Annotated in this window: 25 protein-coding genes and 1 tRNA gene; 8 read left to right on the forward strand and 18 right to left on the reverse strand. The window is 46.4% G+C overall.

Features of this window, described 5'->3' with window-relative positions; genetic code table 11:
* Position 1: 1 nt before the first annotated feature.
* Genes RAHAQ2_RS17495 through hemW form a run of 4 tightly spaced genes read left to right on the forward strand, consistent with a single transcriptional unit; the run spans position 2 to position 2,605 of the window.
* A complete protein-coding gene (locus RAHAQ2_RS17495) occupies positions 2 to 556 on the forward strand; it encodes a YggT family protein (RefSeq protein WP_015698499.1) in 555 nt (184 codons plus the stop codon).
* Positions 541 to 846 (forward strand): DUF167 family protein YggU, encoded by a 306-nt coding sequence (gene yggU / locus RAHAQ2_RS17500; RefSeq protein WP_015698500.1) that lies wholly within the window; start codon positions 541 to 543, stop codon positions 844 to 846. Before RAHAQ2_RS17495 ends, yggU begins: the two co-directional genes overlap by 16 nt.
* 21 nt (positions 847 to 867) lie before the next feature.
* Positions 868 to 1,476, forward strand: a complete 609-nt coding sequence (locus RAHAQ2_RS17505) for an XTP/dITP diphosphatase (protein WP_015698501.1) — start codon at positions 868 to 870, stop codon at positions 1,474 to 1,476.
* The gene (gene hemW, locus RAHAQ2_RS17510) at positions 1,469 to 2,605 is read left to right on the forward strand and encodes a radical SAM family heme chaperone HemW (protein WP_015698502.1); all 1,137 of its coding nucleotides are present in this window, start codon (positions 1,469 to 1,471) and stop codon (positions 2,603 to 2,605) included. The genes RAHAQ2_RS17505 and hemW overlap by 8 nt, the downstream gene beginning before the upstream one ends.
* An 88-nt stretch (positions 2,606 to 2,693) precedes the next feature.
* Here hemW and RAHAQ2_RS17515 read toward each other — a convergent pair whose 3' ends face one another.
* From RAHAQ2_RS17515 to trmB, 4 genes are all read right to left on the reverse strand, one after another.
* Complete coding sequence (locus RAHAQ2_RS17515; protein ID WP_015698503.1) at positions 2,694 to 3,428, reverse strand: YggN family protein; 735 nt, start codon at positions 3,426 to 3,428, stop codon at positions 2,694 to 2,696.
* 24 nt (positions 3,429 to 3,452) lie between these two features.
* Entirely contained in the window at positions 3,453 to 4,379 is a 927-nt protein-coding gene (glsB, locus tag RAHAQ2_RS17520; protein ID WP_015698504.1) for a glutaminase B, read from the reverse strand.
* Positions 4,380 to 4,456: 77 nt separating this feature from the next.
* On the reverse strand, positions 4,457 to 4,783 hold the full coding sequence (locus RAHAQ2_RS17525; RefSeq protein WP_015698505.1) for a YggL family protein: 327 nt from the start codon (positions 4,781 to 4,783) through the stop codon (positions 4,457 to 4,459).
* Positions 4,783 to 5,502: a tRNA (guanosine(46)-N7)-methyltransferase TrmB gene (gene trmB, locus RAHAQ2_RS17530; protein WP_037040240.1), complete on the reverse strand. Its 720-nt coding sequence runs from the start codon at positions 5,500 to 5,502 to the stop codon at positions 4,783 to 4,785. The genes RAHAQ2_RS17525 and trmB overlap by 1 nt, the downstream gene beginning before the upstream one ends.
* Before the next feature lie 223 nt (positions 5,503 to 5,725).
* Here trmB and mutY point away from each other — a divergent pair, with 223 nt between their 5' ends.
* The 3 genes from mutY (at position 5,726) to mltC (ending at position 8,264) form a co-directional block, all read left to right on the forward strand.
* Entirely contained in the window at positions 5,726 to 6,802 is a 1,077-nt protein-coding gene (gene mutY / locus RAHAQ2_RS17535; RefSeq protein ID WP_015698507.1) for an A/G-specific adenine glycosylase, read from the forward strand.
* 33 nt (positions 6,803 to 6,835) lie between these two features.
* Complete coding sequence (locus tag RAHAQ2_RS17540) at positions 6,836 to 7,108, forward strand: oxidative damage protection protein (protein WP_013576841.1); 273 nt, start codon at positions 6,836 to 6,838, stop codon at positions 7,106 to 7,108.
* A 76-nt stretch (positions 7,109 to 7,184) separates the two neighbouring features.
* On the forward strand, positions 7,185 to 8,264 hold the full coding sequence (gene mltC, locus RAHAQ2_RS17545; protein ID WP_015698508.1) for a membrane-bound lytic murein transglycosylase MltC: 1,080 nt from the start codon (positions 7,185 to 7,187) through the stop codon (positions 8,262 to 8,264).
* A 49-nt stretch (positions 8,265 to 8,313) separates the two neighbouring features.
* Here the strand turns inward: mltC and RAHAQ2_RS17550 are convergent, their stop codons facing one another.
* The 12 genes from RAHAQ2_RS17550 to speF all read right to left on the reverse strand — a co-directional run bounded on the left by RAHAQ2_RS17550 (position 8,314) and on the right by speF (position 23,515).
* Positions 8,314 to 9,447, reverse strand: coding sequence for a glycosyltransferase family 4 protein (locus tag RAHAQ2_RS17550; RefSeq protein WP_037040244.1), 1,134 nt, complete (start codon positions 9,445 to 9,447; stop codon positions 8,314 to 8,316).
* A 41-nt stretch (positions 9,448 to 9,488) separates the two neighbouring features.
* Positions 9,489 to 10,493 (reverse strand): glycoside hydrolase family protein, encoded by a 1,005-nt coding sequence (locus RAHAQ2_RS17555; RefSeq protein ID WP_015698510.1) that lies wholly within the window; start codon positions 10,491 to 10,493, stop codon positions 9,489 to 9,491.
* A gap of 1 nt (position 10,494) precedes the next feature.
* Positions 10,495 to 11,679, reverse strand: a complete 1,185-nt coding sequence (locus RAHAQ2_RS17560) for a glycosyltransferase (RefSeq protein WP_015698511.1) — start codon at positions 11,677 to 11,679, stop codon at positions 10,495 to 10,497.
* Entirely contained in the window at positions 11,676 to 12,257 is a 582-nt protein-coding gene (locus RAHAQ2_RS17565; protein WP_015698512.1) for an acyltransferase, read from the reverse strand. Before RAHAQ2_RS17565 ends, RAHAQ2_RS17560 begins: the two co-directional genes overlap by 4 nt.
* Positions 12,250 to 13,335: a glycosyltransferase gene (locus RAHAQ2_RS17570; RefSeq protein ID WP_015698513.1), complete on the reverse strand. Its 1,086-nt coding sequence runs from the start codon at positions 13,333 to 13,335 to the stop codon at positions 12,250 to 12,252. The genes RAHAQ2_RS17565 and RAHAQ2_RS17570 overlap by 8 nt, the downstream gene beginning before the upstream one ends.
* Complete coding sequence (locus tag RAHAQ2_RS17575) at positions 13,322 to 14,545, reverse strand: hypothetical protein (RefSeq protein WP_015698514.1); 1,224 nt, start codon at positions 14,543 to 14,545, stop codon at positions 13,322 to 13,324. The genes RAHAQ2_RS17570 and RAHAQ2_RS17575 overlap by 14 nt, the downstream gene beginning before the upstream one ends.
* Positions 14,546 to 14,552: 7 nt before the next feature.
* Positions 14,553 to 15,770, reverse strand: coding sequence for an oligosaccharide flippase family protein (locus RAHAQ2_RS17580; RefSeq protein WP_015698515.1), 1,218 nt, complete (start codon positions 15,768 to 15,770; stop codon positions 14,553 to 14,555).
* Positions 15,771 to 15,873: 103 nt separating this feature from the next.
* Positions 15,874 to 18,024, reverse strand: coding sequence for a polysaccharide biosynthesis tyrosine autokinase (locus RAHAQ2_RS17585; RefSeq protein WP_015698516.1), 2,151 nt, complete (start codon positions 18,022 to 18,024; stop codon positions 15,874 to 15,876).
* Positions 18,021 to 18,470 (reverse strand): low molecular weight protein-tyrosine-phosphatase, encoded by a 450-nt coding sequence (locus RAHAQ2_RS17590; RefSeq protein ID WP_015698517.1) that lies wholly within the window; start codon positions 18,468 to 18,470, stop codon positions 18,021 to 18,023. Before RAHAQ2_RS17590 ends, RAHAQ2_RS17585 begins: the two co-directional genes overlap by 4 nt.
* A 6-nt stretch (positions 18,471 to 18,476) precedes the next feature.
* Positions 18,477 to 19,607 carry a polysaccharide export protein gene (locus RAHAQ2_RS17595; protein ID WP_015698518.1) on the reverse strand — a complete coding sequence of 377 codons (1,131 nt, stop codon included), beginning with the start codon at positions 19,605 to 19,607 and terminating at the stop codon, positions 18,477 to 18,479.
* 309 nt (positions 19,608 to 19,916) lie between these two features.
* The gene (wecA, locus tag RAHAQ2_RS17600; protein ID WP_238532040.1) at positions 19,917 to 21,011 is read right to left on the reverse strand and encodes a UDP-N-acetylglucosamine--undecaprenyl-phosphate N-acetylglucosaminephosphotransferase; all 1,095 of its coding nucleotides are present in this window, start codon (positions 21,009 to 21,011) and stop codon (positions 19,917 to 19,919) included.
* 341 nt (positions 21,012 to 21,352) lie between these two features.
* Positions 21,353 to 23,515, reverse strand: a complete 2,163-nt coding sequence (gene speF, locus RAHAQ2_RS17605) for an ornithine decarboxylase SpeF (RefSeq protein ID WP_015698521.1) — start codon at positions 23,513 to 23,515, stop codon at positions 21,353 to 21,355.
* A 704-nt stretch (positions 23,516 to 24,219) separates the two neighbouring features.
* Between speF and RAHAQ2_RS17610 the strand changes: the two genes are divergently transcribed.
* A tRNA-Phe gene (locus RAHAQ2_RS17610) sits at positions 24,220 to 24,295 on the forward strand.
* A 264-nt stretch (positions 24,296 to 24,559) separates the two neighbouring features.
* On the opposite strand, the gene RAHAQ2_RS25110 is transcribed toward RAHAQ2_RS17610, so the two are convergent.
* Together RAHAQ2_RS25110 and RAHAQ2_RS17615 are read right to left on the reverse strand one after the other, a co-directional pair.
* Positions 24,560 to 25,063, reverse strand: a complete 504-nt coding sequence (locus RAHAQ2_RS25110; RefSeq protein WP_238532041.1) for a site-specific integrase — start codon at positions 25,061 to 25,063, stop codon at positions 24,560 to 24,562.
* 119 nt (positions 25,064 to 25,182) lie between these two features.
* Positions 25,183 to 25,443, reverse strand: coding sequence for an integrative conjugative element protein, RAQPRD family (locus RAHAQ2_RS17615; protein WP_015698523.1), 261 nt, complete (start codon positions 25,441 to 25,443; stop codon positions 25,183 to 25,185).
* Positions 25,444 to 25,937 lie beyond the last annotated feature (494 nt).

The raw sequence follows: 25,937 nt of genomic DNA on the forward strand, positions 1-25,937 counted from the left end.
CATGCTAACGCTGACTTTTCTGGTCAAAACACTGATTGATCTCTACGTGATGGTTCTGCTGCTGCGCATCTGGATGCAATGGGCACGTACAGATTTTTATAACCCGTTTTCACAGTTCGTGGTGAAAATTACTCAGCCCGTTATCGGACCGCTGCGCCGGATTATTCCGCCGCTGGGCCCGATTGACAGCGCGAGTTTGCTGCTGGCTTTCATTCTTTGCACCGTCAAATTCCCGCTGCTGTTACTTATCCAGAGCGGTGCCATCTTCTTTGGTCTGAGCAGCCTGCTGATTGGCCTGATAGGGCTGGTCAAAGCGGCGGGTTATCTGGTGTTCTGGCTGGTGATTATCCGCTCCCTGATGAGCTGGGTGAGCCAGGGCCGCGGGCCAATGGATTATCTGCTGTTGCAACTGACCGAACCACTGATGGCCCCCATTCGCCGTATTCTTCCGGCCATGGGGGGTATTGATTTCTCGGCGATGGTCGTGATCCTTATCCTCTATATGCTGAACTATCTCGGTATGGATCTGCTGGGTGCGCTGTGGTTTCAGCTTTAAGTCCGGCGTTCTGGCAGTCCGATGCGCTGGTTTTGCGGCTGGTTATCCAGCCCAAAGCCAGCCGCGACAGCCTGGTGGGTTTGCATGGCGACGAACTGAAAGTCGCCATCACCGCCCCGCCGGTGGATGGCCAGGCGAATACACATCTGGTGAAATTTCTCGCAAAACAGTTTAAAGTCGCCAAAAGTCAGATAAGCATTGAAAAGGGCGAGCTGGGCCGCCATAAACAAGTCCGCATTACACACCCGCAAAATATCCCGACTGAGGTCGCGGTACTGCTCGCAGAATAACGTTTACGTCAGGACTCTCCCATGCAGAAAGTCGTATTAGCTACCGGCAACGCCGGTAAAGTGCGTGAGCTCGCACATCTTCTGGCCGGTTTCGGGCTGGATGTGGTCGCGCAAACTGAACTCGGCGTGGGATCCGCCGAAGAAACCGGGCTGACGTTCATTGAGAACGCCATCCTGAAAGCCCGTCATGCAGCGGCCATTACCGGTTTGCCAGCCATTGCCGATGATTCCGGTCTGGCCGTCGATTTTCTCGGTGGCGCGCCGGGGATTTATTCTGCACGCTACGCGGGTGCTGACGCCTCCGATCAGGAAAATCTTGATAAGCTGCTGATCGCACTGAAAGACGTGCCTGCGGGCCAGCGCAATGCGCAGTTCCATTGTGTGCTGGTGTATATGCGCCACGCTGAAGACCCGACGCCGCTGGTGTGCCACGGCAGTTGGGCAGGCGAAATCACCTTTGCCAAAGCAGGCGAAGGCGGCTTTGGCTATGACCCGATTTTTTATGTCCCTGAACTAGGCAAAACGGCGGCAGAACTGACCCGCGAAGAAAAAAGTGCGGTATCACACCGGGGTCAGGCACTGAAACTGTTGCTTGCCGCGATGAAAGAGGCTGTACAGAAGAATGCGTAAGTTGCCGCCGCTGAGTCTCTACATTCATATTCCGTGGTGCGTGCAAAAATGCCCCTACTGCGATTTCAACTCGCACGCGTTAAAGGGCGAAGTGCCGCATGACGATTATGTCGCGCATCTGCTGGCCGATCTGGATGCAGACCTGCATCTGGTGGGCGGGCGCAGTGTGGGGACAATCTTTATCGGCGGCGGAACCCCAAGCCTGCTGAGCAGTGAAGCAATGCAGACCTTGCTCGACGGCGTGCGGGCGCGTTTGCCGCTTGATGCCCACGCCGAAATTACCATGGAAGCTAATCCTGGTACCGTCGAAGCTGACCGCTTCAGCGGCTATCAGCGCGCCGGTGTGAACCGTATCTCCATTGGCGTACAAAGTTTCGATGCGCAGAAACTGGAGCGTCTGGGGCGCATTCATGGGCCTGATGAGGCAAAGCGTGCGGCACATCTGGCGACCAGCCTGAATCTGCGCAGTTTCAATCTGGATCTGATGCACGGCTTGCCGGATCAGACACTGGAAGAAGCGCTGGACGATTTGCGCCAGGCAATCGCCCTTAATCCGCCGCATTTGTCGTGGTATCAGCTGACTATCGAGCCGAACACGATGTATGCCTCGCGCCCGCCAAAACTGCCGGATGATGACGCGCTGTGGGATATCTTCGAGCAGGGCGATCAGTTGCTGACCGCAGCCGGTTACCAGCAATACGAAACCTCGGCGTATGCCAAACCGGGCTACCAGTGTCAGCACAACCTGAACTACTGGCGCTTCGGAGATTATCTCGGCATCGGTTGTGGCGCACATGGCAAACTGACACAACCCGACGGACACATCCTGCGCACCGTGAAAACCAAACACCCGCGCGGTTATATGCAGGGACGCTACATGGATAAACAGCATCCGGTAGAAACCGCAGATTTGCCGTTTGAATTCTTCATGAACCGCTTCCGTCTGCTGGAAGCCGCGCCGCGTGAAGAGTTTGGGTTGTATACCGGGCTGGACGAATCCGTGATCCGCGCACAGCTTGATGACGCGATCGCCAAAGAATATCTGCTGGAAACCGACACGCACTGGCAGATCACCGGCAAAGGTAAACTGTTCCTCAATTCACTGCTGGAGCTGTTTCTGGCGGAGTAAGCGGTAATATCGCGTAGAGCCAAAAAAGAAAAGGCCTTCCGGTTTATCAGCGGAAGGCCTTTTTATGCCTGACGTTTGAAACTGACGATTATTGTTTCAAATCTGCCAGCAAGGCTTTGTGCTGAGTATCCAGATTGGTTACGCGTTTACAGACGTCATCGCCAAAGGCTTTGAACTCTTTTTCCTGCCTGTTCCACTCTTCCTGAATGGCTTGCTGCAGGCCGCCAAGATTCCCCATCATTGCCTGCAGCGGATTTCCGCCGCTGGTTGCCTGTTTGAGGCCCATCTCGTTGATGCTGTCCTGCATCACACCGCCCATGGTTTGCTCCATCAGCTTCTGGCCATTCTGCTTAACCTGATCCACCGCTTTATGGTGGAAAGTCAGGCCGTCAGTGCGGTGCTCAATAATGAGGTTCATCTGCTCTTTCAGTTGCTTATCGAGCTTAACCAGACGATTACGCACATTGCTGTCAGAGCCCAGTTTCTCGACGATCACCCGGTCAACCGCCACACGGCCTTTTTCGAGATGCGCCGTCGCACCCTGGTCAATCCATGGCAGGTCACGGCGTAAACCGGCCTGATAGTCGATGGCTTCCTGACGCTGTCTGGCGCTCAGGGTGATGTCTTTACCGTTGAGGGTCACGTTACCATTTGGGGTGATCAGCAAATCACCGCTGTTACCGACCACCTGAACGGTCTGCGGCTTGATGATCACGTCATCTTTAGGCTGTACGCCACATTGATAATCAGCCTGAGCACTCCATGCACTTAGCGCCAGCAATGCAGCAAGTCCGGTTTTTACCACTCCACTTTTTACTAACATGTACTCTCCCTTAAGACAGCAAACTCAAAAAATTGAACGGCCAATACGTTGCGCCAGTAATTCTAAGGCAGCAATACCTGCCAAAGAGTTCCCTGCCGCATCAAGTTCCGGCGACCATACCGCGATGCACATCTCCCCCGGCACCACGGCAATGATGCCGCCGCCGACGCCGGATTTGCCCGGCATCCCGACGCGATAGGCAAATTCACCTGCACCATCGTACATACCGCTGGTCACCATCATCGCATTAATCTGCCGCGCCTGACGGGCATCAATAAGCGGTGTCTCACTGCCGAGCGGGTGCCCTTTATTGGCCAGATACACAAAGGTGCGCGCCAGTTCTTCACAACTCATCCGCAGTGCGCAGTAATGAAAATAGGTATGCAAAACGGTGATGACATCGTTATCAAAATTGCCGAAAGATTTCATCAGATAAGCAATGGCGGCATTGCGGTCAGAGTGTTCAAATTCAGAACGCGCAACGTGCCGATCGTAGTTGAGATCTGCCGATCCGGCCAGCTGACGCACCACTTCCAGCATTCTCTGCTTCGGTGCCGAAAGACGTGTTTGCAGCATATCGCAGACCACCAGCGCGCCCGGATTGATAAACGGATTACGCGGTTTTCCCTGTTCCAGCTCAAGCTGTACCAGAGAATTAAACGGCTGACCAGACGGCTCCTTGCCGACACGCTGCCAGATTTCGCTTTCCTGATAACGGGTCAGCGCCAGCGTCAGGCTAAGAACTTTTGAGATCGACTGGATCGAGAAACGCATATCGGCATCACCGGCACGAAAGATCTGCCCCTGCGTGGTACACACGGCGATGCCTAAATGATCGGGGCTGACTTCCGCCAGCGCGGGAATGTAACCGGCCACTTTACCGCGACCTATCAGCGGCCTGACCTGCGCAAGAATATCTTCCAGCAAACTGTTATCAAGTTCAGTACCCAACGTCCTGCCTCCAGATGTAACAAAGGTGCCGGAGAGGCACCTTTTTGAGATTCAGAGATCCTTAAGATCTGCGGGGATTAATCCCACCAGATATCGAATAAATCGCTGACTTCTACGTCTTCCATTTTATGGTCTTCCAACCATTTTTTAACCTGCGCGCGCTGTTCATCAGTGCAATGACCGATGTCCTGACGGCATACCAGACCTTCCCATTGCAGATAGCCACTGCCGTCGAAGGCCAGTTTGTTTGGCTCGATCACACCGTCAATAAATTTATCCAGTGACTCGTCAATGGTTTCTACCGCGGTACCTTCCGGGAAACGCCATTTTACAGAGAAGCCCAGTTCCTGGAACTCGGCAATGTGTAACTTCTTACGTAAACGACGACTGCGATTTGTAGCCATTATTGCTTCCTCTCAAACATCAGATCCCATACGCCGTGGCCTAAACGCTGGCCACGCATTTCGAACTTGGTCACCGGACGAGATTCCGGACGCGGAACATAATTGTTTTCCTGCGACAGGTTCGCCCAGCTTTCTAAACCGGTCATGACTTCAAGCATGTGCTCCGCATACGGCTCCCAGTCGGTTGCCATGTGGAATACACCGCCCACTTTCAGTTTCTTGCGCAGCTTCTCAACGAATTTCGGCTGCACGATACGGCGCTTATTATGGCGCGCTTTGTGCCACGGGTCAGGAAAGAATAGCTGCACCATGTCGAGCGAGCCATCCGGAATCATTTTTTCCAGCACTTCAACCGCATCGTGACACATCACGCGCAGGTTACTGACGCCCTCTTCATGCGCGGTCGCAAGACAGGCACCCACGCCAGGCGAGTGAACTTCAATGCCAATGAAATTCTGCTGCGGATTCTGTTTCGCCATCGTGACCAGCGACGTGCCCATTCCGAAACCGATTTCCAGCACAACCGGTGCTGAGCGACCAAATAAGGCATCAATATCCAGAGGTTCTGCCTGAAACTCCACGCCCATTTCCGGCCAGAAGTTGTCCAGCGCGAATTGCTGACCTTTGGTCAGACGGCCCTGGCGGCGGACAAAACTACGGATACGGCGCATCGCGCGACCGTTCTCGTCAAACTCCGGTGAAATGACGTCGTTTTTCATGGTGTTTCCACTCCGATTGGCAAGACGCGGGACCCGCGCGCGGATGCCTGTGCTTTGGTCACTGAATATAAGGAAAGGCGCATTATCCAAACTTACCTCCGATTAGCAAGGTTTGCGGGCAGGAAATCCGTCAATACAGTGCGGAAAGTTCCGGTTTACAGCCAGACGGGAACTGTGATGTGATCAGCCCCGTCTTTTAACCCTGCCGGACCGTCATTCACCCATGTTGGAAGCCCCTGATTTTATGGAAGCAAAAAGTTTTTCGCCGCTGGTGCTCGACTGGTATCAGCGCTATGGCCGCAAAACGCTGCCCTGGCAAATCGCCAAAACGCCCTATAAAGTCTGGCTTTCAGAAGTGATGTTGCAGCAAACACAGGTAGCGACTGTCATCCCCTATTTTGAACGCTTTATGGAACGTTTCCCGACGGTGTCTGATCTCGCCGCCGCGCCGCTTGATGAAGTACTGCATCTTTGGACCGGGCTGGGTTACTACGCCCGCGCACGAAACCTGCATAAAGCGGCCCAGACTATCGCCAGCCAGCACGGCGGCGTATTTCCGACAACCTTTGATGAAATCCTTGCTCTGCCCGGCATTGGCCGTTCCACTGCGGGCGCCGTTTTGTCGCTGGCGCTCAATCAGCATTACCCCATTTTAGACGGCAATGTGAAACGCGTGCTGGCCCGCTGCTATGCCGTTGACGGCTGGCCGGGCGAGAAGAAAACCGAAAATAAACTGTGGGCGATCAGTGAAGACGTCACACCTGCCGAAGGGGTCGCGCAGTTTAATCAGGCAATGATGGATCTGGGTGCAATGGTTTGTACCCGCAGCAAGCCGAAATGCGAGCTATGCCCGGTGAAATCAGGCTGCGCAGCTTACGCACACAACAGCTGGGCAAAATATCCGGGTAAAAAGCCTAAGGCGACGTTGCCGGAAAAAACGGCCTTTATGCTGATGATCCAACAGGAAGATAAAGTCTGGCTGGAGCAGCGTCCGCCGGTGGGCCTGTGGGGGGGATTGTTCTGCTTTCCACAATATTCGACCGAAGACGAACTCGCGCTGGGGCTGCAAAAATACGGTGTTACGCAAAATGCGTTGCAGCAGCAGACCGCCTTTCGTCACACTTTCAGCCATTTCCATCTGGATATCGTCCCGATGTGGTTAAATCTGCGTTCTACGGCGGGTTGCATGGATGAAGGTGCGGGTCTCTGGTATAACTTAGCGCAACCACAATCCGTCGGGCTGGCCGCGCCGGTAGAACGTCTGCTGATGCAGTTAGCAAAGCAGGCTCCTGGCAAATAACCGCCCCAACAGAACGATCGATAAGGAATTAGCATGAGCAGAACGATTTTTTGCACCTTTCTCAAGCGCGATGCCGAAGGGCAAGACTTCCAGCTGTACCCTGGCGAGATTGGCAAACGTATTTTTAATGAAATTTCTAAAGAAGCCTGGTCGCAATGGATGGCCAAACAGACCATGCTGATCAACGAAAAGAAACTCAGCATGATGAACCCGGATGACCGTAAATTGCTGGAACAGGAAATGGTAAATTTTCTGTTTGAAGGTCAGGACGTTCATATCGAAGGCTATACCCCGCCATCAAAATAATCATTTGTAATAATGGTTGAAACATTAAGGCAGGCGCTCCGGGCGCCTGCTTCTTTCATCAGAAACGGCTTGTAAGATGAAGAAAATTTTAGCTTTGCTGGTTATCGCCCCCATGTTGATCTCCTGCTCCGGCAGTAAGAAAGACCAGTTCAACGAAGCTTATGTGAAAGATACCAACGGATTCGACATTTTGATGGGGCAGTTCGCCCATAACATCGAAAATATCTGGGGCCTCAATGAGGTCCTGATCGCGGGTCCGAAAGACTATGTGAAATATAGCGATCAGTATTACACCCGCAGCCACATCAACTTTGATGCGGGTACCATCACTCTTGAAACCATTTCAGGCACCGATCCGGCTGCCAGCCTGCGCAAGGCAATTATCAGCACCTTGCTGGTGGGCGATGACCCGGGCAACGTTGATCTCTATTCCGACGTCAACGATATCCAGATCAGCCGTGAACCGATGTTGTACGGTCAGGTTCTCGACAACACCGGTCAGCCAATCCGCTGGGAAGGCCGCGCAGCCAGCTTTGCCGACTATCTGATCCAGAACAAGCTGATGCGTCGTCAGTCCGGTCTTCATGTGATTTATTCCGTGACGATTCAGATGGTGCCAAACCACCTGAATCAGCGTGCGCATAAATACCTGCCGATGATCCGGGAAGCTTCCGCGAAATATGGCGTCGATCAGTCGCTGATACTGGCGATCATGCAAACAGAATCGGCCTTTAACCCGTATGCGGTCAGTAACGCTGATGCGCTGGGGCTGATGCAGGTTGTGCAGCACACCGCTGGCGTGGATGTGTTTAAATCGGAAGGGAAATGGGGCAAGCCAAGCCGCAGCTATCTGTTTGATCCGCAGAACAATATTAATACCGGCACCGCGTATCTGGCGATGTTGCAAAATGTGTATCTGGGGAATATCAGCAACCCGACATCGCGCCGTTATGCGGTGATTACTGCCTATAACGGTGGGGCGGGCAGCGTGTTGCGCGTGTTCTCACAGAACAAAGCGCAGGCGTTTAACATCATCAACAATATGTCACCGGGCGATGTCTACACCACGCTGACGACCAAACACCCGTCAGGGGAATCACGCCGTTATCTGTATAAAGTGAACAACACGCAGCGCAGCTACCGCCGCGTGGACTGACCGTTTTGTCAGCAAACAGCCCTGAAGCGGAGGCAGAATAGCCGCCGCTTCAGGGCAAGACTTGCTTGATTGCCTTCAGATAACGGGAAATAACGATCTTTTCATCGAACTCCCTGACCATCTTTTTCCGGCTCTCATTGCCCATTTCCAGGCGTTGCATATGAGTCATATTAATTAGCCGCTCCATCGCCCGTGTTAAGCAGTCCGTATCTTGTAGCTCACACAGAAAGCCATTTATCCCGTCGTCTACCGTCTCCTGACAGCCAATATTACGGGTGGTAATCAGCGGCTTTCCCATTGCTCCGGCTTCAAGTAATGATTTCGGCACGCCTTCACGATAAAAAGAAGGCAGCACAATACAATCAACCTGCGCGATTTCCTGCTCAACATTATCGGATGTACCCAGATATAGAATATTGCCTTCCTCAATCCAGGCGGCCATACGTTCAGTCTTCACCGCTGCCGGATTGCTAACGTCCAGAAATCCCAACAAGCGAAATTCGCAGCGTTGACCATGACGCTTCTTGAGTTTACGTGCGGCTTCAACATAATGCTCAACCCCTTTGGAATAAAGCATGCGTGCAATCAGGATGAAACGCACGACATCATCGTCGGGTGCCGGTGTCACATTAAAACGAACCAGATCAACCCCAGAACCCGGTAACCGTTCGGTATGTAAGTAATCAGGTAGCATTTCAGTCAGGAATAATTCGCGGTCATCCTCATTTTGAAAAAATATTTTGGCCGCGTAGCGCTGGCTGAACCGATACAGATGCTGACAGATTACCCTTACCATCCCTTTGCTCATGAAAACACTACCCAGTCCGGCGATATTATTAATAGCTGGAATATTCAATACCTTTGCTGCGAGCGTAAAGTAGATATTATTTTTAGGTGTGAAATTAAGAATGACATCCACTTTTTCTTTACGTAATACATACCAGGACGAAAGCAGAGTAATAAAATCTTTAATAATGCTCGTCCCACCAGAGTCTATTTTCACTGAAACTGTTTTACATCCCAGTTCAGCAAGACGGTGAGTATATTCATCCACAGGTGAGATGGCTATAACCTGATAGCCATTCTCTAACAGAGCAAGAATAGTGTTTTTACGAAAATTATAAAGATACCAACTGGTGTTGGCGGTGATTGCGATGGTGTTTTTCTTATCGATTCCGTTCAAAATTATCGTTCCTTTTTGTTGCAAAAAATAACTTTTAACTTTTATTGCAATACATCCTGTTTTATCCTTAAAGATTTCCAGCATGAATCAGAATATTTTTCTATTGCAGGAAGATTGTTACCTGTCACAGCATTGACATTACAAATGCTGTAATCTCCTTTACTTGCAGATGAACTCTTATTATCAAAGATGTGAAAATTATTATTAACCTGAATGGTCGGAATTACTGATTTGATGAGAATACCCCGGACAACCTTGTCGAAGATATTATCTTTGATCGTGACGTTATCAGGAACAGTCCCTCCCGCATGCCTCAGACTTACCACAATAGCAGCCATTCCATGCACATCGGTGAAATGATTACGACTGATCATGATGTTATAAATACGCTGAAGCGAAGTGTTAGGCTCCAGATCAATGCTGCCAGGCATTCCTTTACGGGAAATACGGGTAAAGCGATTTCCATCAATAAGGATATCATGCCCGTCAATAATACTAATGCCGTTACGGTTACTGAAGTTAACGCCGTCAAAGACGACGTTTCTTATGATAATATGGTGGTTTGAAACAACATTCCCCTGCCCGACATAAACTCCATCGCCACGAAACCCTGTGAGGTTTAAATTTGAAAGCGTAACATCGTGTGCATTGAATATACTGATCAGAGGGTTATGCTCTGCAAACCCATTTTTTTCTGCACCACCAATAAAAGAAACCTCCGAAATTTGCACATTACTGACAGCCCTTGTGCCATCGCCCGAAGAAATATTTATCACGCCGACAGTATCCGGTGAGATAAAAGTCTGTTGAATTTGCGCCCCTTTTTCACCGGAAAGCGATGTATTGCTGTCAATGAAGAGAGGATGACCGAGAAAACAGCCCGGATGAATTATTTTAATCTTCGTATTTTTTATTTTTCTCTCTTTAAAAAAGTGATAAATGTCAGGCGTAATCAGGCAGTCAATGATGACTGTTTCAGCCCGACATAAAGAGCCGCTCATCAGAAATATCAGTACAATGCAAAAAAAACACAGAGAATTTTGCACTCTAGACACTCCTGCGGGAAAGCAAAAAATATTTATAGTGGTTGAAGAAATCAAAGCGAATTCTTTCTAATAACTCAGGTTGATAAAAACGCGCTTTATTAAATGAGTAACGCGCCATCATTAACATTTCCTGACGGTTATTCAGTAAGTTTTCAATGTTTTTTGCCAACCCGTTTGCATCATCTGGCTTATGCAAATATTTGCTTTGACATAATTCGGGCATTCCTCCGGCAGAACTGGTGATCACGGGGCAGGCTCGCGACATGGCCTCTATCACAGCCCGTGGCAACCCTTCCTGATTACTCGGCTGCACATAGAGATCGACAGCATCAAGAAATGAAATAATGTCTTTCCCCGGCGTTCTTGGCCCGGAAAAAATAATATTGTCACGCAAGGATAACTCATCAATCAGTTTAATATTTTTGAACTTACTTCCCGCACCCGTGATTTCAAGAACGATCGAAAACCCTCGATTTTTTAGCCGATAAATTGCTTTATAAAGGGTATTAAAACCTTTATGTGGACTGTCAAGAGAAGCAATCATGCCTATTTTGAAAGGCCCACTGGAAGACGCAGTGATTTTATTCAGTCTTTGATTAAGAACATAAGCTGAAGTTGGCAATAATTCTACGTTAGAAGCAGACACTACATTATGTGTGTTGGGGTAGCGTTTTTGCAAAAAACTGCCTGTAACATAAATAGCACCCCAGGCTTTTTTAATCACCTGCTTCACTCGCCAGGTTAACACCGGGGCATAGAGTAATCCTTTCAATGAGCCATATCCGATCATCGCATCCCAGGGGCACGCTACCACTTCAACAACATAAGGAATATTCATCTGCCGCGCAAGCTTTGCGGTAATAAGACCTGTTTCGCTGGGTAACCTGATCACAACGCCGTCACAACCTCTGAGAGCTTCTTTAATTACGGTAACATTTTTACGGGAGGTAAATAACACAGATTTCAAAGAGGAATTATTTTCTATTTTTTTAAAAATCATTCCATCGCCGCTGGCCAGAGTCCAGTGCGGCGAAAATGAGGAATCAATTTTATAACGAGATAAAACTATTACTTCATCAAAATGATGAAAATACCTGGCAAAAGCAGAATAAGGAAGTTTACCCGGAGAATATATTTTCTCGCCATGATGAATAAAATAGTGGTCATGCGCAAAAACCATTTTCATGGTAATTCCTTAACTTTCATTGCAGGGGCTCCAGCATACACCCCCGCAGTCAGGTGTTTTTTGGTAACAGAATTCGCTGCTACCACGACATCAGAATCAATGACCGAGCCTGCCAGGATCCTTACTCCGCATCCCACCCATACATTTGAAGCAATACAAACATTTTTCAGGTCGAGCGACTGATATTTAAAGGGCTGTCCGCAAAATTCGTAACGATGTTCAAAGGAGATGATCGAAACAGAATGTGCAAACGACACATCACTGCCCACAGAAATATTTCCAGCAGCATCAACATAAGCACGTTCATGAAAACTGATATTACTACCCAGTGAGAGGTTTTGTGGATTTTTGAATACGCACCATCGTCCGATATAGACATTCTCTCCGCACTTTTTTACCAGCGTACGAATAAGAATATAACGGATCCCCACCCCGATTCTTCCGGGAAAACCGGAGAAGACATCCAGAAGATAAGCGCGAAAAATTTGCGGGAAAAGAGATGTTATGGTACATAAAACGAGAATAACTCCCCGCCAGCGACGAAAAGACGCACGACCAGTTTTTATATTTTCAGACATATAACCTCAATATTTCTGCCGCATTCTGCCTGATTGAAAAACGCCCTGTTATTACATCAGTATTAATTTTTTTCGTTGCTGACTGAGTCATCAATACATCAATTTCTGATGTCCATGCGCAGAGATCGCTGAGTGACTGATGGGAAATACGCTCAGTCACATCAATAAGCCGGGGAACTTGCAAGGACGCTATGACCGGTAATCCGGCGGCCTGAGCTTCAATAGCCGCAAGCCCGAGACCTTCGTGCAGCGACGGAAACAGGAACACATCCATAACATCGCGTAAAATTAACAATGCATCGTTTCTTGCGCCGGTCAGGATAATTTTGTCAGCGAGACCTCGCTCAACGGCCATTTTATGTAAGTCTTTCCGTAAACTTCCTTCACCTACAATCAGTAAACATACATCTTGATCCCGGTATTGCGACAATATTTCAAGCAGGAATTCGTGATTTTTTACGGATTCCATTCGCCCGACGGTTCCCAATACGAACGTGCTTTCAGCAATGCCCAAATCATGTTTAAGGCAAGTGGGGGCAGTAAATACCAGACGATGGAAATTTTTGCCACAGGGAATAATATTGACCGCAGGTGCCCCTGTTTTATAGTGGCAACGCGCTGAATCTTCACTTACCGCGACGCAACAGGTTGAATAACGCTTAGCCAGGAAAATTTTGAAATCGATTTCAATGCGTTTTATCAGACCAGAATTTTGGTAGTGCAGCGCTCGATCTGAATGAGCATGGGAAATAATCCGCGCAATTCCACACCTTTTAGCAATGTACGCCACGAGACCATTATTGAAGCTGACATGACTATGACAGACGTCAAATTGGTTTTTCCTGAAAACGGAGAATAAGGCAGTCAGGTATTTCAGCGGTTTTTTATAAGAAGGAATATGTATTATTTTGCAATCCATAGCTAATAAAACATCTTCGTAAAACCCTTTATGGGGTTTATCGACGATAAAGATGTGCTGAATACTTTCTGAGGTTTCTACTACAAAATCAAAAAGCCAACTTTCAATCCCACCGATATCCAATTGACCTAACAGGTGTACAACGTTAATTTTCTTCATCTGATATCCCTGAGGCGTAGGTTCTTAAATAAAGTAGTATGGAGAAAATAACCAGGGGCATAATGAGCAATTGTTTTCTGAAAACGGCATCCCCCACGCTTCCAAAAGTATAATCGGTACGGATAGCGTAAAATCCAACCAACGTCATTACGGCAGAATAAATCAGGACACACATAATCGATGACATCAGTCTGGGGTCCAAAATGAGTGTGGTATATTTTATTGTCCTGATAAGAAGAAGAACTACAGTCACAATGACACAGAGCGCAGGTAGCAATGTAAACCCCTCATAATTCATCCACTGCGCAGGGTTAGGAGCCATATACATAAAAGCAAAAATCATGGGCCAGTTAATAATCAGCAGAATAGATTTAAAAAATGCGGCCAACATGAGAATAAAAAAAGCCCCTAACGTGATGAACTTCATTGTCCGATAATATTCCAGAGTAAAAACCACATACAGAAGTGCGGTTACGGGAGAATAAGGTCGGAGCAGGAAACAATAGCCAGCCAACATCAGTATCATAACGGCCTTGAATAATCTCACCACGTTCCCCTGCGTCTTACAAAAATCGACTAACGCTAAAGCCAGAAGGATCGTCAGGAAGAAAATAAATATATCTTTACCAAAAACTGAAGAAAAATAATTAAACGTCGGAGAAACAATAATCAGGGATATCAAAACACAGCGAAAATCAACTGAACTCACATTAAAAAATAATCGACTCATTGCCGCGATGCTCATTAATTTAAATATAAAATTGAAAATGATAATATAAAATGGATCTTTGGTAGGCATCAAACTATAAAATATATGGACTGGTGCCCCGAAAATAAAGAAGGATCCCGGCCCTTCAGTCATGCCGTTCTCATGCATTGCGGCCATCCTCGCCACAGCACCGGATAAAATTTCATTCAGCGAATTATTTGACAGTAAAAAATCATAATATCGCACCGCATCTATTCCGGGGAAAATATTAAAAACATTAATACAATAAAAAGTATAAACAGCAGAAAATAGTAGCGCCGAAATGATTAAATAATTATATCGTGCCCCTGGAGTGGTAAGCACGGGAATGCTCAGCGCGGTCAATGTAAAAATCACCCCGACTACAGCATCACGGGCATCAAAAATAAGATGTGTTATACATACAGAAGTGAGCATCATCAAACAAAGGTAAATAACACCGCGTTTTAAATTAATATTCACTGTTACCTCACTGGCCGCTCTCTGTCACAGGCCTGAACACAGTTATATACATCAGCAAAGCCACAAAATTATTTGAGAAAAATAGCACCCATGGCACACAAAACACGGTCATAAACTTACAAACGAAGAGTAATATAACGCAATGAATAACCCCCCCTGTAAATGTACAATAAGAAATTGCTTTACTCTTCCCATAAAAAAAACATGTCGATGCCATAATCAGATAGAATCCCTGCGATAAAAATGCAGGCACCATAATTACTACAAATCGTTTAACGTCCTTATACTCCTCACCCGCTACAAGATTGTATACTCCCTCAGGAATTAACTGTGCGACAATGGTTACCAGTGTGCTCAGGCAAAAATACCCAATGAAGATCAGCGTAAAGTGTTTACGGCTGATTTTATTATTTTTCAACTGACTGTATAGGTGAGGGGTTAATGCTTTATTCAGGGCCATCAGCACCACAGTAATAATTACGCTTAACTGAAATGATGCAGAGTAATTTCCCAGCGTGGAACTGGAAAAATAATTACTGATCATAATCCTGTCCAGTCCTGACCGGGCCAGAAAGCTCATATTATGAATAATGAGTGGAATACCAAAAATTAGCAATTGTGATGATGTTTTTTTAACGGTATCAAAACAAAAATCGGCCTGCTTCAGCCAGGTTCTATTGGAACATGAAGAAATAAATATTGAAATCAGGAAACCAAGAATAATCGCGTAAACCCTGATTTCATAGCTCACCTTAAAATAGTACAAGAACAATAATGTGATAACGAATGACATTGCTGCATTAATGACTTGAGCAGTCATGTATTTCTTCGCTTCTTTCCTGGACTGATTAATCGATACGAGGTTTGTATAAATACATTGAAAATACCCCGCAATCGCGGCAAGAATGATTATATCACTCGGATAAAAAGCATATACCCCAGCAACGCAAAGGATAAAGGCAACGGATGATATAATGACAGAGGAAAAGAAATAGTCTGCCGAGTTGTAATCTTCTTGCGTATATTCGTACTTAATTATTGCGGCAGATGCGTTTAGTCCAATGAAGACAAAAAAGACCGAGACGTAAGCATTAAACAAGGATATTTCCCCATACTGCTCAGGGCCTAAAGCACGTGAGAGAACAGGGAGAAGAAGGAAGGGGAAGATTTTTACAATCAGTTCCCCGCCGACATAAATAATACTATCACTGAATATCTTTCTCATTATTTTCACTAACTGGCATGATAAGCATTGTCATTCAGTCTTGATTGGCAAAAAGTAAGAATCTCTTTTAACCCCGCAATGTCAAAAACTCAGTGGTAAATATTCATGTTTCAGGTGAATGATATTCATATATTTCTTTTTTTCCATAGTTATAAAAACCTGAAGGCTTATTAACTACTGCGTTGAGTATCACTCCATTAATATCAATATTATTTCTGTTAAATACTCTGATTGCGGATTCTATTTCACGTACTGTGCTCTGCTCAAATTTAGCGACCAGCATAGATATACCTGCATATCTACCTATAATAACAGCATCGCTTACCGCAAGGGCTGGTGGCGCATCAAGTATGACGAAATCATAATTGTCTGAGGCCCAATGTATAAGATCGTGATACTGCTTACGCAGCAAAAGCTCTGAAGGGTTTTTTGACAACTTCCCGCGAGTGATAATATCCAGTCGGGGGATTTTAGTGCTCTGAACAGCTTCCTGATATGTGATTGAACCCGTAATGGCCTCTGTTAACCCGACGTTCTTAATATCGAAGATCCGATGCGCGTATCCTTTTCGCATGTCACAGTCAATATATAAGACCCGCTTTTCACCCTGACTCACTACCACTGCAAGGTTGGAGCTGATGAATGTTTTACCTACCTCCGGGGTGGCACCGGAAATCATCAGCACATTTGAACCAGCTTCCATCATTGAGAAATACAAGCTGGTTCTTAAATTCCTCAGGGCTTCTATCGCAATATCTGATGTTTTTTCAAGGGCTAACAAACTAACAGGCCGAGTATCTCTCATAGAATTAGAATAGTGGTTATTCCTCCACTCTGACAAAGGTACATTCGAAACGACATTAAGACCGATATCTTCAAGTATTTCTGCGGAATCGATACCCTGCTGCAATGAGACTTTTGCCAGTATAAATCCAACTGAGGAAATCAATCCCAGGCAAGCAAAGATAAATATTGCCAGGGCTTTATTAGGCTTGACCGGTTTTAATCCTGTGACGGCACGGTCGATAATTCTGACAGAGCCAATTGTACTTGCCTGGCTGATTTTAAGTTCCTGTTGCTTATTCAACAACTGCATATAAATGAGCTGACCCGATTGGACATCACGCGTCAATCTGACGACTTCCTGTTGCATCAGAGGCAAGGTGCTGACTTTTTCATTCAGATTTTTCTTTTCATCTTTCAGAACCTGGATTTTTTCAATCAATGCTAAGTAAGCCGGATGTTGTGTGGTATATAGTTTTGAAATTTCGGTTTCTTTAAGGATAAGCTGATTAATCTGGCCATCGAGTTGCACCATGCTATCGAGAGTTGATTTTGCTTCCATCGGTAAATCAACGGAATTATTACGGCTTCTGAAGGCGTTTAATTTCGTTTCCGCGATACCGAGATTGTTTTTTACCAGTGGAAGCTGACTCTTAATAAATCCCAGACTCTTCTCTGCTTCTTCCGCTTTTCGATGAATACTTTGAAGAGCATAGCAATCAATAATTGTCTGAAGGATGTTCTTAATTTGTTTACGATCCCTGCCATTGTAGCTAATAGTCAAAATACCGGTATCTTTACCCTGATCGATGACGTTAACATTAGCCCGTAACTCCTCAATGACCTTGAGTACTTCAACTTTAGTAACAGAAAACTTATCTCCCTTGAGAGCATTTATTTCGTTCACTTCAATACGAAATTCAGGAGTATCCAGTATCTTCCCTGCCATTCCTGATACGGTAGCACCGGATGGTGACGTTATCTGATACTCAGCGTTACTGAGAATTTCAAGAGTATAAGAATCTCCGATAACACCTCCGCGTGGCTCAAAGATATCCACCGAAATCCGCGGCACTCCAGGCTGTGAATAACGTCGTATCGCCTCTCCAATGATGGGGAAACTGGTAAAACGAACTTCAGTATCCAGATTCAATTGAGTAACCGTTTCTCCAAGGATTGCCCGAGAGGTAATCAGTTGCATTTCTGTTGCAGAAACAGGCGATTTCGCCGGCAATAATTGCGAGATATTACTCATCATGTCGATTTCGCCTGAGGGATCGACCTGAACTAAAGCATCAGCATGATAAACCGGGGATGATAAAAAGGCATATAACAAACCGATAAAAACAAAAATAAACGTAATCACAATAATAATGTATCTTTTATCAATGATAGCTCCCATGTTTTTACGTAAATCAAACTCGTCCGGGATATTTTTATTTCCTGACTGCCCCGTTATTTTTTCAATCATTTTAAACCCTGATAATCTAAAGCAGCCTTCCAGCCAGATACTGACTCTTTTATAAGAGAGAATATATAATCAAATGCTTCCATATCTTTTCCATAAGGATCGGGAATTTCTTTGCGCTGATTCCAGTGGCCCAGCAACATAATTTTCCCTCTGATTTCGGGTAAAGAATGAGTGATAGCACTGATATGCGTCCGCTCCATCACCAGGATAAGATCGAACTCCTTACCCCTTTCTGGTGTGAACGGCTTCGCCTTATGATTTTCCAGTGATATCCCGTGGCGTTCAGCCACCATTTTTGCCATGTGATCAGCCTCTTGTCCGTTAAGCGCAGACAAGCCTGCCGACTGTATATTTTTTTCAGGCAGCCTTTGTTTCATCAGGGCTTCGGCAATCGGTGAGCGACATATATTCCCCACGCATACCACCAGGATAGAATTAAATATCACCTTTTCTTACCAGTTCCGAATATAATGGGCAGTTTCCGTCAGATCGTGAATCCCGGTAATGGTTGGCAATAATTGTCCGATAATGCGGTTCCATTTAGCCAGTGGAGCTGTCGTCACATAAACAATATCGTAAGGCTCAAGCAGGAATTCGGTTCCCAGCACCAGTGCTGCAGCATCACTTGCATTCAACTGGTAAATGTTCGCTATTTTCTTTTTAGCATCCCCTTTCAGGGTTCTGATGACAAATACCCCTGTGGCATCCGCCGTTAACGGATCCATGCCTTCGGCATTAGAGAGGGCTTCGGTCAGTGTCATGCCACTACGATCCATGCGTAATGTTTTTTGCTTTTTCACTTCGCCCATCACGAACACTTTCAGCTCGTCGTTTCTCGGGACATAAAGAATATCTCCCGGCTCAAGCAAACGATTCTGCCGCATATCTCCATGCTTCATTAATGACTGCAGTGAAATGAGGGATTTCTCGCCATTATGCGACAACACAATATTATTCCAGTCTGCATTTTCACTTAATCCCCCCGCCAGATTAATTGCGTCCATAATGGTCATGGGAACGTTAGTAACAGGTAACTGACCGGATTTTTCCACCTCACCGGTGACATAGACTTTCTGCGAGCGGAACGTCGCAACATTGACATCGACCTGCGGCGACTGGATATATTGGGTGAGTCTGGCGGTAATATCACGACGAATTTCAGAGGTCGTTTTGCCTGCCACTTTGACCATACCTATATAAGGGTAAAATATGGCACCCTCGGCGTTAACCCAGTTTCCGGCATCGCCGGCACTTCGATACTGACCAGCAGGTGTCGTCAGTTCAGGGTGATCCCATACCGTAATTGTTAATATATCGCCGATGCCAACATAGTACTGGTACTTGTTAACACGTGAATCAAGGTCGCTATTGACTGTCGCAATGGCAGGATGACGACCAAGTGATTCCACCAGTTTAGGCGTGATGGGATAAATATCGACCATCGCATCAATATCCTGATAAGGGCCGTTTTCTTTCACGACATTTTTACCGGAAGTACTGAAACCGATACCAGGCGATAACGTACATCCACAAAGCGATACTACAAATATGATGAGTGGGATAGTAACAATCTTACCTTTCATGACGTTTTAACCGTTTATTTTCATGGGGAGTAGATTTAATTTTGGTGTTCTTTGCAAAATCCTCACAAGGAGTCTGGAGGGAATGTTGTTACTCAATTCAGGGATCGATAAATATTGCACTAGCATTGAGTATTTTTTCACGCTACCGCCCATGGATGTTGTAGATATCCATTAGAATAATGAAAACGCTAATAAGCACTTTACAAAAAATATAATAACAACCTATCTCCGCTTAAAAGAAGCAGAATTTGAACATATCTTAAACTCAGTATAATGCCGACGATAATAAAAGATCACTTATCGTCGCATTTATTGCACTGATATTTCTATGGTTTTATTATGAGACTCATCTCCTGGGGAGACTTCTGAGTATTTTGTATGAATCACCAGCCAGTGACGAACTAAACAATAGGTGACAAAAATCAGGCAGAATAAAAATAAAGACAGCAGTTCATTTACTTTAAGAATGTTTAATCCGATACCAAATACATTCATCCCAAAAGAGACAAGAAGAATAATACTGAGAGTTTTTTTATTTGAGAAACCATAATTTATGAGCACGTGGTGCAGATGCGTTCTGTCTGGCTGGAAAGGAGAATTTCTTCGAATGAGACGCCCAAACATCACCGCAACCAGATCCATCAGTGGGACAGCGATCAACCAGATTGCCGTTGCAGGTGTCATCACAGCATTATATTCCCCGGTGGCTAGCATGATAGCCCAGATAACCGTAAACCCAAGGAATGTACTCCCCGCATCTCCCATAAAAATTTTCAACCTGGAACAGCTGACATTCAGGAGAATGAAAGGAACAATTGCCGCAATAAAAAGCTGACAGTACAGCGCCATATGCATTTGCCCTGCCACAGCAAAGCAGATTGCCAATCCCGTAAATGACAGAATACTTAACCCGCCTAACAGCCCGTCAATTCCATCTATCATATTGAAAGCATTAACTGATGCCCAGACAGCCAGCAATGAGACAGGGAAACTTAGGATCCCCAACCTGAGCTCGTAATTGTTCCACAAATTGCCGAAAGAGCTAATATATACGCCGTCAGACATAATGATAATTGCACCTGCCGCCTGAACAATCACGCGAAGAAATACTGAAAGTGCATAGCGATCGTCAAGAACACCGATACAAACCAGAAGGAAGCTACTCATCAGAAAAGCATTGTTGTGTGCAACGGAAGGAAAAAAAAGTAAATTTATTACCACCACCGTGAGATAGATAGCAATGCCGCCTACCAGCGGAATATTACTGCTGTGTTTTTTTCTGTAATCAGGCTTGTCGACCAGTTTTAATTTAATACTTATCGCTCTCACCGCCAGTAAAAAAATAAAACAAATGATAGGGGTGGCAAATAAAAATCCGTACATTCCGTTAGCATCCTTTTCCATGGAATTTTTATTTTCAACAGTTCAACTAAGCTTGGCAATTTATAGGAACGGAAAGTAAAAAGCAACATCTGGAAACAAGTTTGATTTGAAAGTTGAGAAGAAGAACATGAAAACAACACGTGTAATTAATATAATACTAAGCATACAAAAAACTAATTATTTGCTGCAACTAATAACGCATGCCAATAATTAAACGAGCTCACACAGACTATCTATATTAATGGCAATACTTGAAACAATAAAACATTTACAAAACATATCAATTCCATAAATAATGGAGAGGCTATTGCCTCTCCATTATTTGAGAACCAGCAAGTGGATAATTTATGTTTTATAGGGAATTACGCAGAAACCACATACCCCATCACACGCTTCCAGCCGACCGTTTTTTTCTCAATATACACACCCTGTAATTCCGGCGAGAAACCCGGCAGCAAATTGATGCCTTCTTCCAGCGCCATAAAATAGCGCTGAACCGCCCCGCCCCATAATTCACCCGGCACGACACACAGCACGCCAGGAGGATATGGCAGCGCGCCTTCTGCGGCGATACGGCCTTCGGCATCACCAATCGCCACCAGTTCGATGTTATCGCGAATAAATTCGTTATGCGCATCCTGCGCATTCATCACTACCTTCGGGAAACTCTTCTCACGGAACATCTCTTTCTGTAACTCTTTCACATCAAAGCTGACGTAGAGATTATGCATTTCCTGGCACAGCTGGCGGATGGTGTAATTGCGGTAGCGGTCTTCGTTTTTACGATACACCGTCGGCAACACTTCGCTGAGCGGCGCATCTTCTTCGATGTACTGCTCAAAGCGCACCAGTTCTTCCACCAGCAACTGCATTTTGGCTGGTGTTTCCGCCGGGGTCAGCAGGAACAAAATCGAGTTCAGGTCACATTTCTCCGGCACGATGCCATTCTCGCGCAGATAGTTCGCCAGAATGGTCGCCGGAATGCCGAACTCCGTGTATTTACCGCTGGAAGCCTCAATGCCCGGCGTGGTCAGCAGCAGCTTGCACGGATCAACAAAATACTGTTTTTCGGCATAACCGTCGAAGGCGTGCCAGCGTTCACCCGGCACAAAATCAAAGAAACGCACATCGTTGGCCATTTCATTGGTTTCGTGATCCTGCCAGCGTTTGCCGCCGACGGTTGGAGGAACGAACGGTAAAATCATCGAGCACTGATCAAGCAGCATTTTGCGGGTTTCGATGCCAAGCTTCACGCACTCCATCCACATGTGTTTTCCGCTGCCACCGGCATGAATGCGCGCATTGACGTCCAGCGCGGCAAACAACGGGTAAAACGGGCTGGTCGACGCATGCATCATAAACGCATTGTTGAGTTTTTTATGGCTGCAATGACGTTTCTGGCCTTTGATATGATTGTCTTTTTTGTGGATCTGCGAGGTCTGAGAGAATCCGGCCTGCTGCTTATGTACCGACTGCGTAACGATAATGCCAGGGTCATTTTCGTTAAGCTCCAGCAGCAGCGGCGAGCATTCTTTCATCATCGGAATAAATTGCTCGTAACCGACCCATGCGGAATCAAACAGGATGTAATCACACAGATGACCGATTTTATCGACCACCTGACGCGCGTTGTACACGGTACCGTCATAAGTACCAAGCTGAATAATCGCCAGACGGAACGGACGTTTTTCTGCCGCGCGGTGAGGTGCCACTTCTTTGATTTGTTTGCGCAGATAGGCCTCATCGAAACAGGCCGCATCAATACCGCCGATAAAGCCGAACGGATTACGCGCTGTCTCGAGATAAACCGGCGTAGCGCCCGCCTGCAACAGCGCACCATGATGGTTTGATTTGTGATTATTACGATCGAACAGCACCAGGTCATCGCGGGTCAGCAGCGCGTTGGTAACGACTTTATTGGCCGCAGACGTGCCGTTGAGCACGAAATAGGTTTTATCTGCGCTGAAGACTTTAGCCGCATACTTTTGGGCATCTTTCGCTGAACCTTCGTGGATCAGTAAATCGCCCAGTTTGACGTCCGCGTTACACATGTCAGAGCGAAAAATATTCGGGCCATAGAAATCATAAAACTGGCGCCCCGCCGGATGACGACGAAAAAACTCACCGCCCTGATGTCCCGGACAGGCGAAAGTGGCGTTCTCCATCTCGACATACTTTTTCAGCGTATCGAAAAACGGCGGGAACAGCGCTTCTTCATAAGCCTGCGCGGCAGATTCAATCTGCGCGGCATAAAATGCCTGACTGGCGTCCGACAGCGTGATTACGCCTTTCAGCAACGGCAGAAACTCAGGTAATACCTGCTCCGTACCCTGCACCGCAACAAACGCGGGAATACCAAATCCCAGCGTTTCAATCTCCGCCAGCCTGCCGTGATTCAGGTCTCCGACAGAAATAATGATGGCCGCAACGTCCGCGTAATCGGCGCGACGCAGATCAACGACCAGACGTGCAGTCTGGAGATAAGGGGCGACGGAAGCGCTTGCTGCAAGTTTTAAGTGTTTCATTCAGACTCTCAAACGGTTAAGTAAGAGGGTGTGCCAGATGGCACGGCAATGAGCGGGATCTTACGTCATACAACCTAAGCGCAGAGTCCGGCCCGGCAATTGACGTTGGCTAAGCGAGATATCGAGTGCAACAGAACAATGCCGGTGTGGCAAAGCGGTGACAAATCGGGTTTCAGGCCAGGCCACGTCTGATAGACAACAGTAAAATCAGAAAACGGCTCTGTTTTATTTTCTGTTTTTAATAATGCCTAACAGCGAGCAAACGGTAGCCTTACCGCATGAAAGGGACTGCAAAAGGAGAAAAACTGAAATCGTGGTGTTTACAGCACCCGGAGATCATCATCAGATTGTTTTTGCACTGACCAACAGCGCGATGTGATAAACCAGCCATGCCGCAACCCTCTTGAGCTGTCGCGTGAAAACGGGAACAGAGTTGTTTAATAAATCGGCGCAATAATGGCATCTTTTACCCCCCTGTTCAACCCTGAACATACTGCGATTTTCTTACAGAATGCGAGATGGATTATGCCCCGGATTTCAACGCTTTTCGGGTTCATTGCCGGTTGGGAACAGAGGGTAAGCAGCCTGAGCCGTAAGTTAAATCGACAAATCGTCGTAAAAAGCATCAGTCGGGTGACGAACCCCGCTGTTGTCACAAAAAGCCGTTGACGACACATGCCCGATACGGTTTAATGCGCCCCGTTGCCCGGATAGCTCAGTCGGTAGAGCAAGGGATTGAAAATCCCTGTGTCCTTGGTTCGATTCCGAGTCCGGGCACCATTTTCAGAGCCTGTCCGTTAAGGATTGAGATCCTTAACGGGCATGACATAAGTACCCGAAACAGCTTCATGTGATAAATAGGCTTATCGCATCGATTGTTGAACATTCGGGACTAAGAAGCCGGAGAGTGTTCGATGCACTCTCTGGCATTCTCACGTCATTCCGATAAGAATTTTGACAGTATTCCACCGGTAGTGTCAATCTTATGTAAAGAACCTCCCACTTTTTTGCTTTCAGTCACTTAGATTTAACTCAAGATTAATCCTATCCTCCAAAAACTTCATCTAACGCTACACGTAAACTGTCCATATTACCTTCCACATACTCCAATGTCACATTGACCGTTGAATGTCCCAGTAAAGCTTGAACCGTTCTTAGATTTCTATCAGGGGACTTCATCATATTTGTGGCGATAGTATGCCTGAAACGATGAGGTGAAATTTCTGAACGACATTCTTTGGATAGCCGCCGGAAAAAAGCTCGCAAGTGTTGGGGATCCATACATCCATGTTCATCAGTTCGCTTACTGGAAAACCGGGAAACATTGAAAAGAGGGTCTTCAGGTTTCGCTTCAAGCGCTAAAGACCTGTCATAAAGCGTCTGCAGCCCGGGACGAAGCCCTTTGGCAATAGGGACAGCATGTTCACGATGATTCTTTGCTGATTCAGCTCTGAGATTAATGGTCCCGGCCTCAAGATTTATATCGCCAAGCTTTAGATTCAGAAGTTGGTTTTGCCGCATGCCTGTGTATTTAAGAGTATCGAGCACCGTTAGCCAAAATCAGGCAGGCAGCAAGGCGCATCGCCTTGGATGTTGCACTGTTCCCATTCGCTCCGCTTCATCATAAGACTGCATAATAAGATATATACTGCTCATCTGATTAGGTGTCAGGGTTTTCTTACGCTTAATGTCTGGTCGGGCAACGACACCGTTAAAAGGATTCTCCCCACGTAGCGGTTTGCACTGAGGTAATCGAAATAAAAACGGGCATCCTGACCATTCTGGTTGGCTACGACGCGGGCCCTGTCCAGTCCGGCCTGAACCTGGTCAAGCTGACGCATCACCAGAGCCAGTTCATCTTTTTCAGAAGCCTGTATCGGGAACGTGCTTCTCCGTGCTGCTTTTAGAGCAAGGTGTGAAGCGGACATTCTGCCCCCTTATTAAACTTGCCAGCAGTGAGTCGACAGATTGCTTAAGAACAATACGTTTCAATAAATGCGGAGAACCAGAAGGGCATGTTCAAATAAAGTCCCTGCGGTGATTCGTTTTTAGAAACCGACTAGCCCTCACCCCTTTATGTTTATAGCTGGCTTTGGTTCCCGGAATTCATCTGCGGTATTTTGGTAGTAAGGTTCTTTTAGAACGAGGTCTTTGTTGTGCCAGCGCTCTTAGAGCTGCCGAAACGGCGAAGAAAGTTGGCCTTATGTTAAATCCCGTCACCTAGCAACAAATACATCATCATGATTTAAAACAACAAATAAATTAAAACCTTTTGTATAAGTAATTATTTCCCTCATAACTGGGCACGTTGACGGCCTCCGCAATTCAGGCATAGCATGCAAACACTGTATGTAAAAACATATATATATATACAGCATTAGTGGTATGGCAGAGCACTAAATATAGCGAACCTGATGTTAGT

Origin of the sequence: Rahnella aquatilis CIP 78.65 = ATCC 33071 (assembly GCF_000241955.1) — a bacterium.
GTDB classification, from domain to species: domain Bacteria; phylum Pseudomonadota; class Gammaproteobacteria; order Enterobacterales; family Enterobacteriaceae; genus Rahnella; species Rahnella aquatilis.

Excerpts from the sequence above, each read along its gene's own strand:
- RAHAQ2_RS17495 (WP_015698499.1), top strand. The coding sequence starts at position 2 with ATGCTAACGCTGACTTTTCTGGTCAAAACACTGATTGATCTCTACGTG.
- RAHAQ2_RS17505 (WP_015698501.1), top strand. The coding sequence starts at position 868 with ATGCAGAAAGTCGTATTAGCTACCGGCAACGCCGGTAAAGTGCGTGAG.
- hemW (WP_015698502.1), top strand. The coding sequence starts at position 1,469 with ATGCGTAAGTTGCCGCCGCTGAGTCTCTACATTCATATTCCGTGGTGC.
- RAHAQ2_RS17515 (WP_015698503.1), bottom strand. The coding sequence starts at position 3,428 with ATGTTAGTAAAAAGTGGAGTGGTAAAAACCGGACTTGCTGCATTGCTG.
- RAHAQ2_RS17525 (WP_015698505.1), bottom strand. The coding sequence starts at position 4,783 with ATGGCTACAAATCGCAGTCGTCGTTTACGTAAGAAGTTACACATTGCC.
- trmB (WP_037040240.1), bottom strand. The coding sequence starts at position 5,502 with ATGAAAAACGACGTCATTTCACCGGAGTTTGACGAGAACGGTCGCGCG.
- mutY (WP_015698507.1), top strand. The coding sequence starts at position 5,726 with ATGTTGGAAGCCCCTGATTTTATGGAAGCAAAAAGTTTTTCGCCGCTG.
- RAHAQ2_RS17540 (WP_013576841.1), top strand. The coding sequence starts at position 6,836 with ATGAGCAGAACGATTTTTTGCACCTTTCTCAAGCGCGATGCCGAAGGG.
- mltC (WP_015698508.1), top strand. The coding sequence starts at position 7,185 with ATGAAGAAAATTTTAGCTTTGCTGGTTATCGCCCCCATGTTGATCTCC.
- RAHAQ2_RS17560 (WP_015698511.1), bottom strand. The coding sequence starts at position 11,679 with ATGAAAATGGTTTTTGCGCATGACCACTATTTTATTCATCATGGCGAG.
- RAHAQ2_RS17565 (WP_015698512.1), bottom strand. The coding sequence starts at position 12,257 with ATGTCTGAAAATATAAAAACTGGTCGTGCGTCTTTTCGTCGCTGGCGG.
- RAHAQ2_RS17570 (WP_015698513.1), bottom strand. The coding sequence starts at position 13,335 with ATGAAGAAAATTAACGTTGTACACCTGTTAGGTCAATTGGATATCGGT.
- RAHAQ2_RS17580 (WP_015698515.1), bottom strand. The coding sequence starts at position 15,770 with ATGAGAAAGATATTCAGTGATAGTATTATTTATGTCGGCGGGGAACTG.
- RAHAQ2_RS17585 (WP_015698516.1), bottom strand. The coding sequence starts at position 18,024 with ATGATTGAAAAAATAACGGGGCAGTCAGGAAATAAAAATATCCCGGAC.
- RAHAQ2_RS17595 (WP_015698518.1), bottom strand. The coding sequence starts at position 19,607 with ATGAAAGGTAAGATTGTTACTATCCCACTCATCATATTTGTAGTATCG.
- wecA (WP_238532040.1), bottom strand. The coding sequence starts at position 21,011 with ATGGAAAAGGATGCTAACGGAATGTACGGATTTTTATTTGCCACCCCT.
- speF (WP_015698521.1), bottom strand. The coding sequence starts at position 23,515 with ATGAAACACTTAAAACTTGCAGCAAGCGCTTCCGTCGCCCCTTATCTC.
- RAHAQ2_RS17615 (WP_015698523.1), bottom strand. The coding sequence starts at position 25,443 with ATGTCCGCTTCACACCTTGCTCTAAAAGCAGCACGGAGAAGCACGTTC.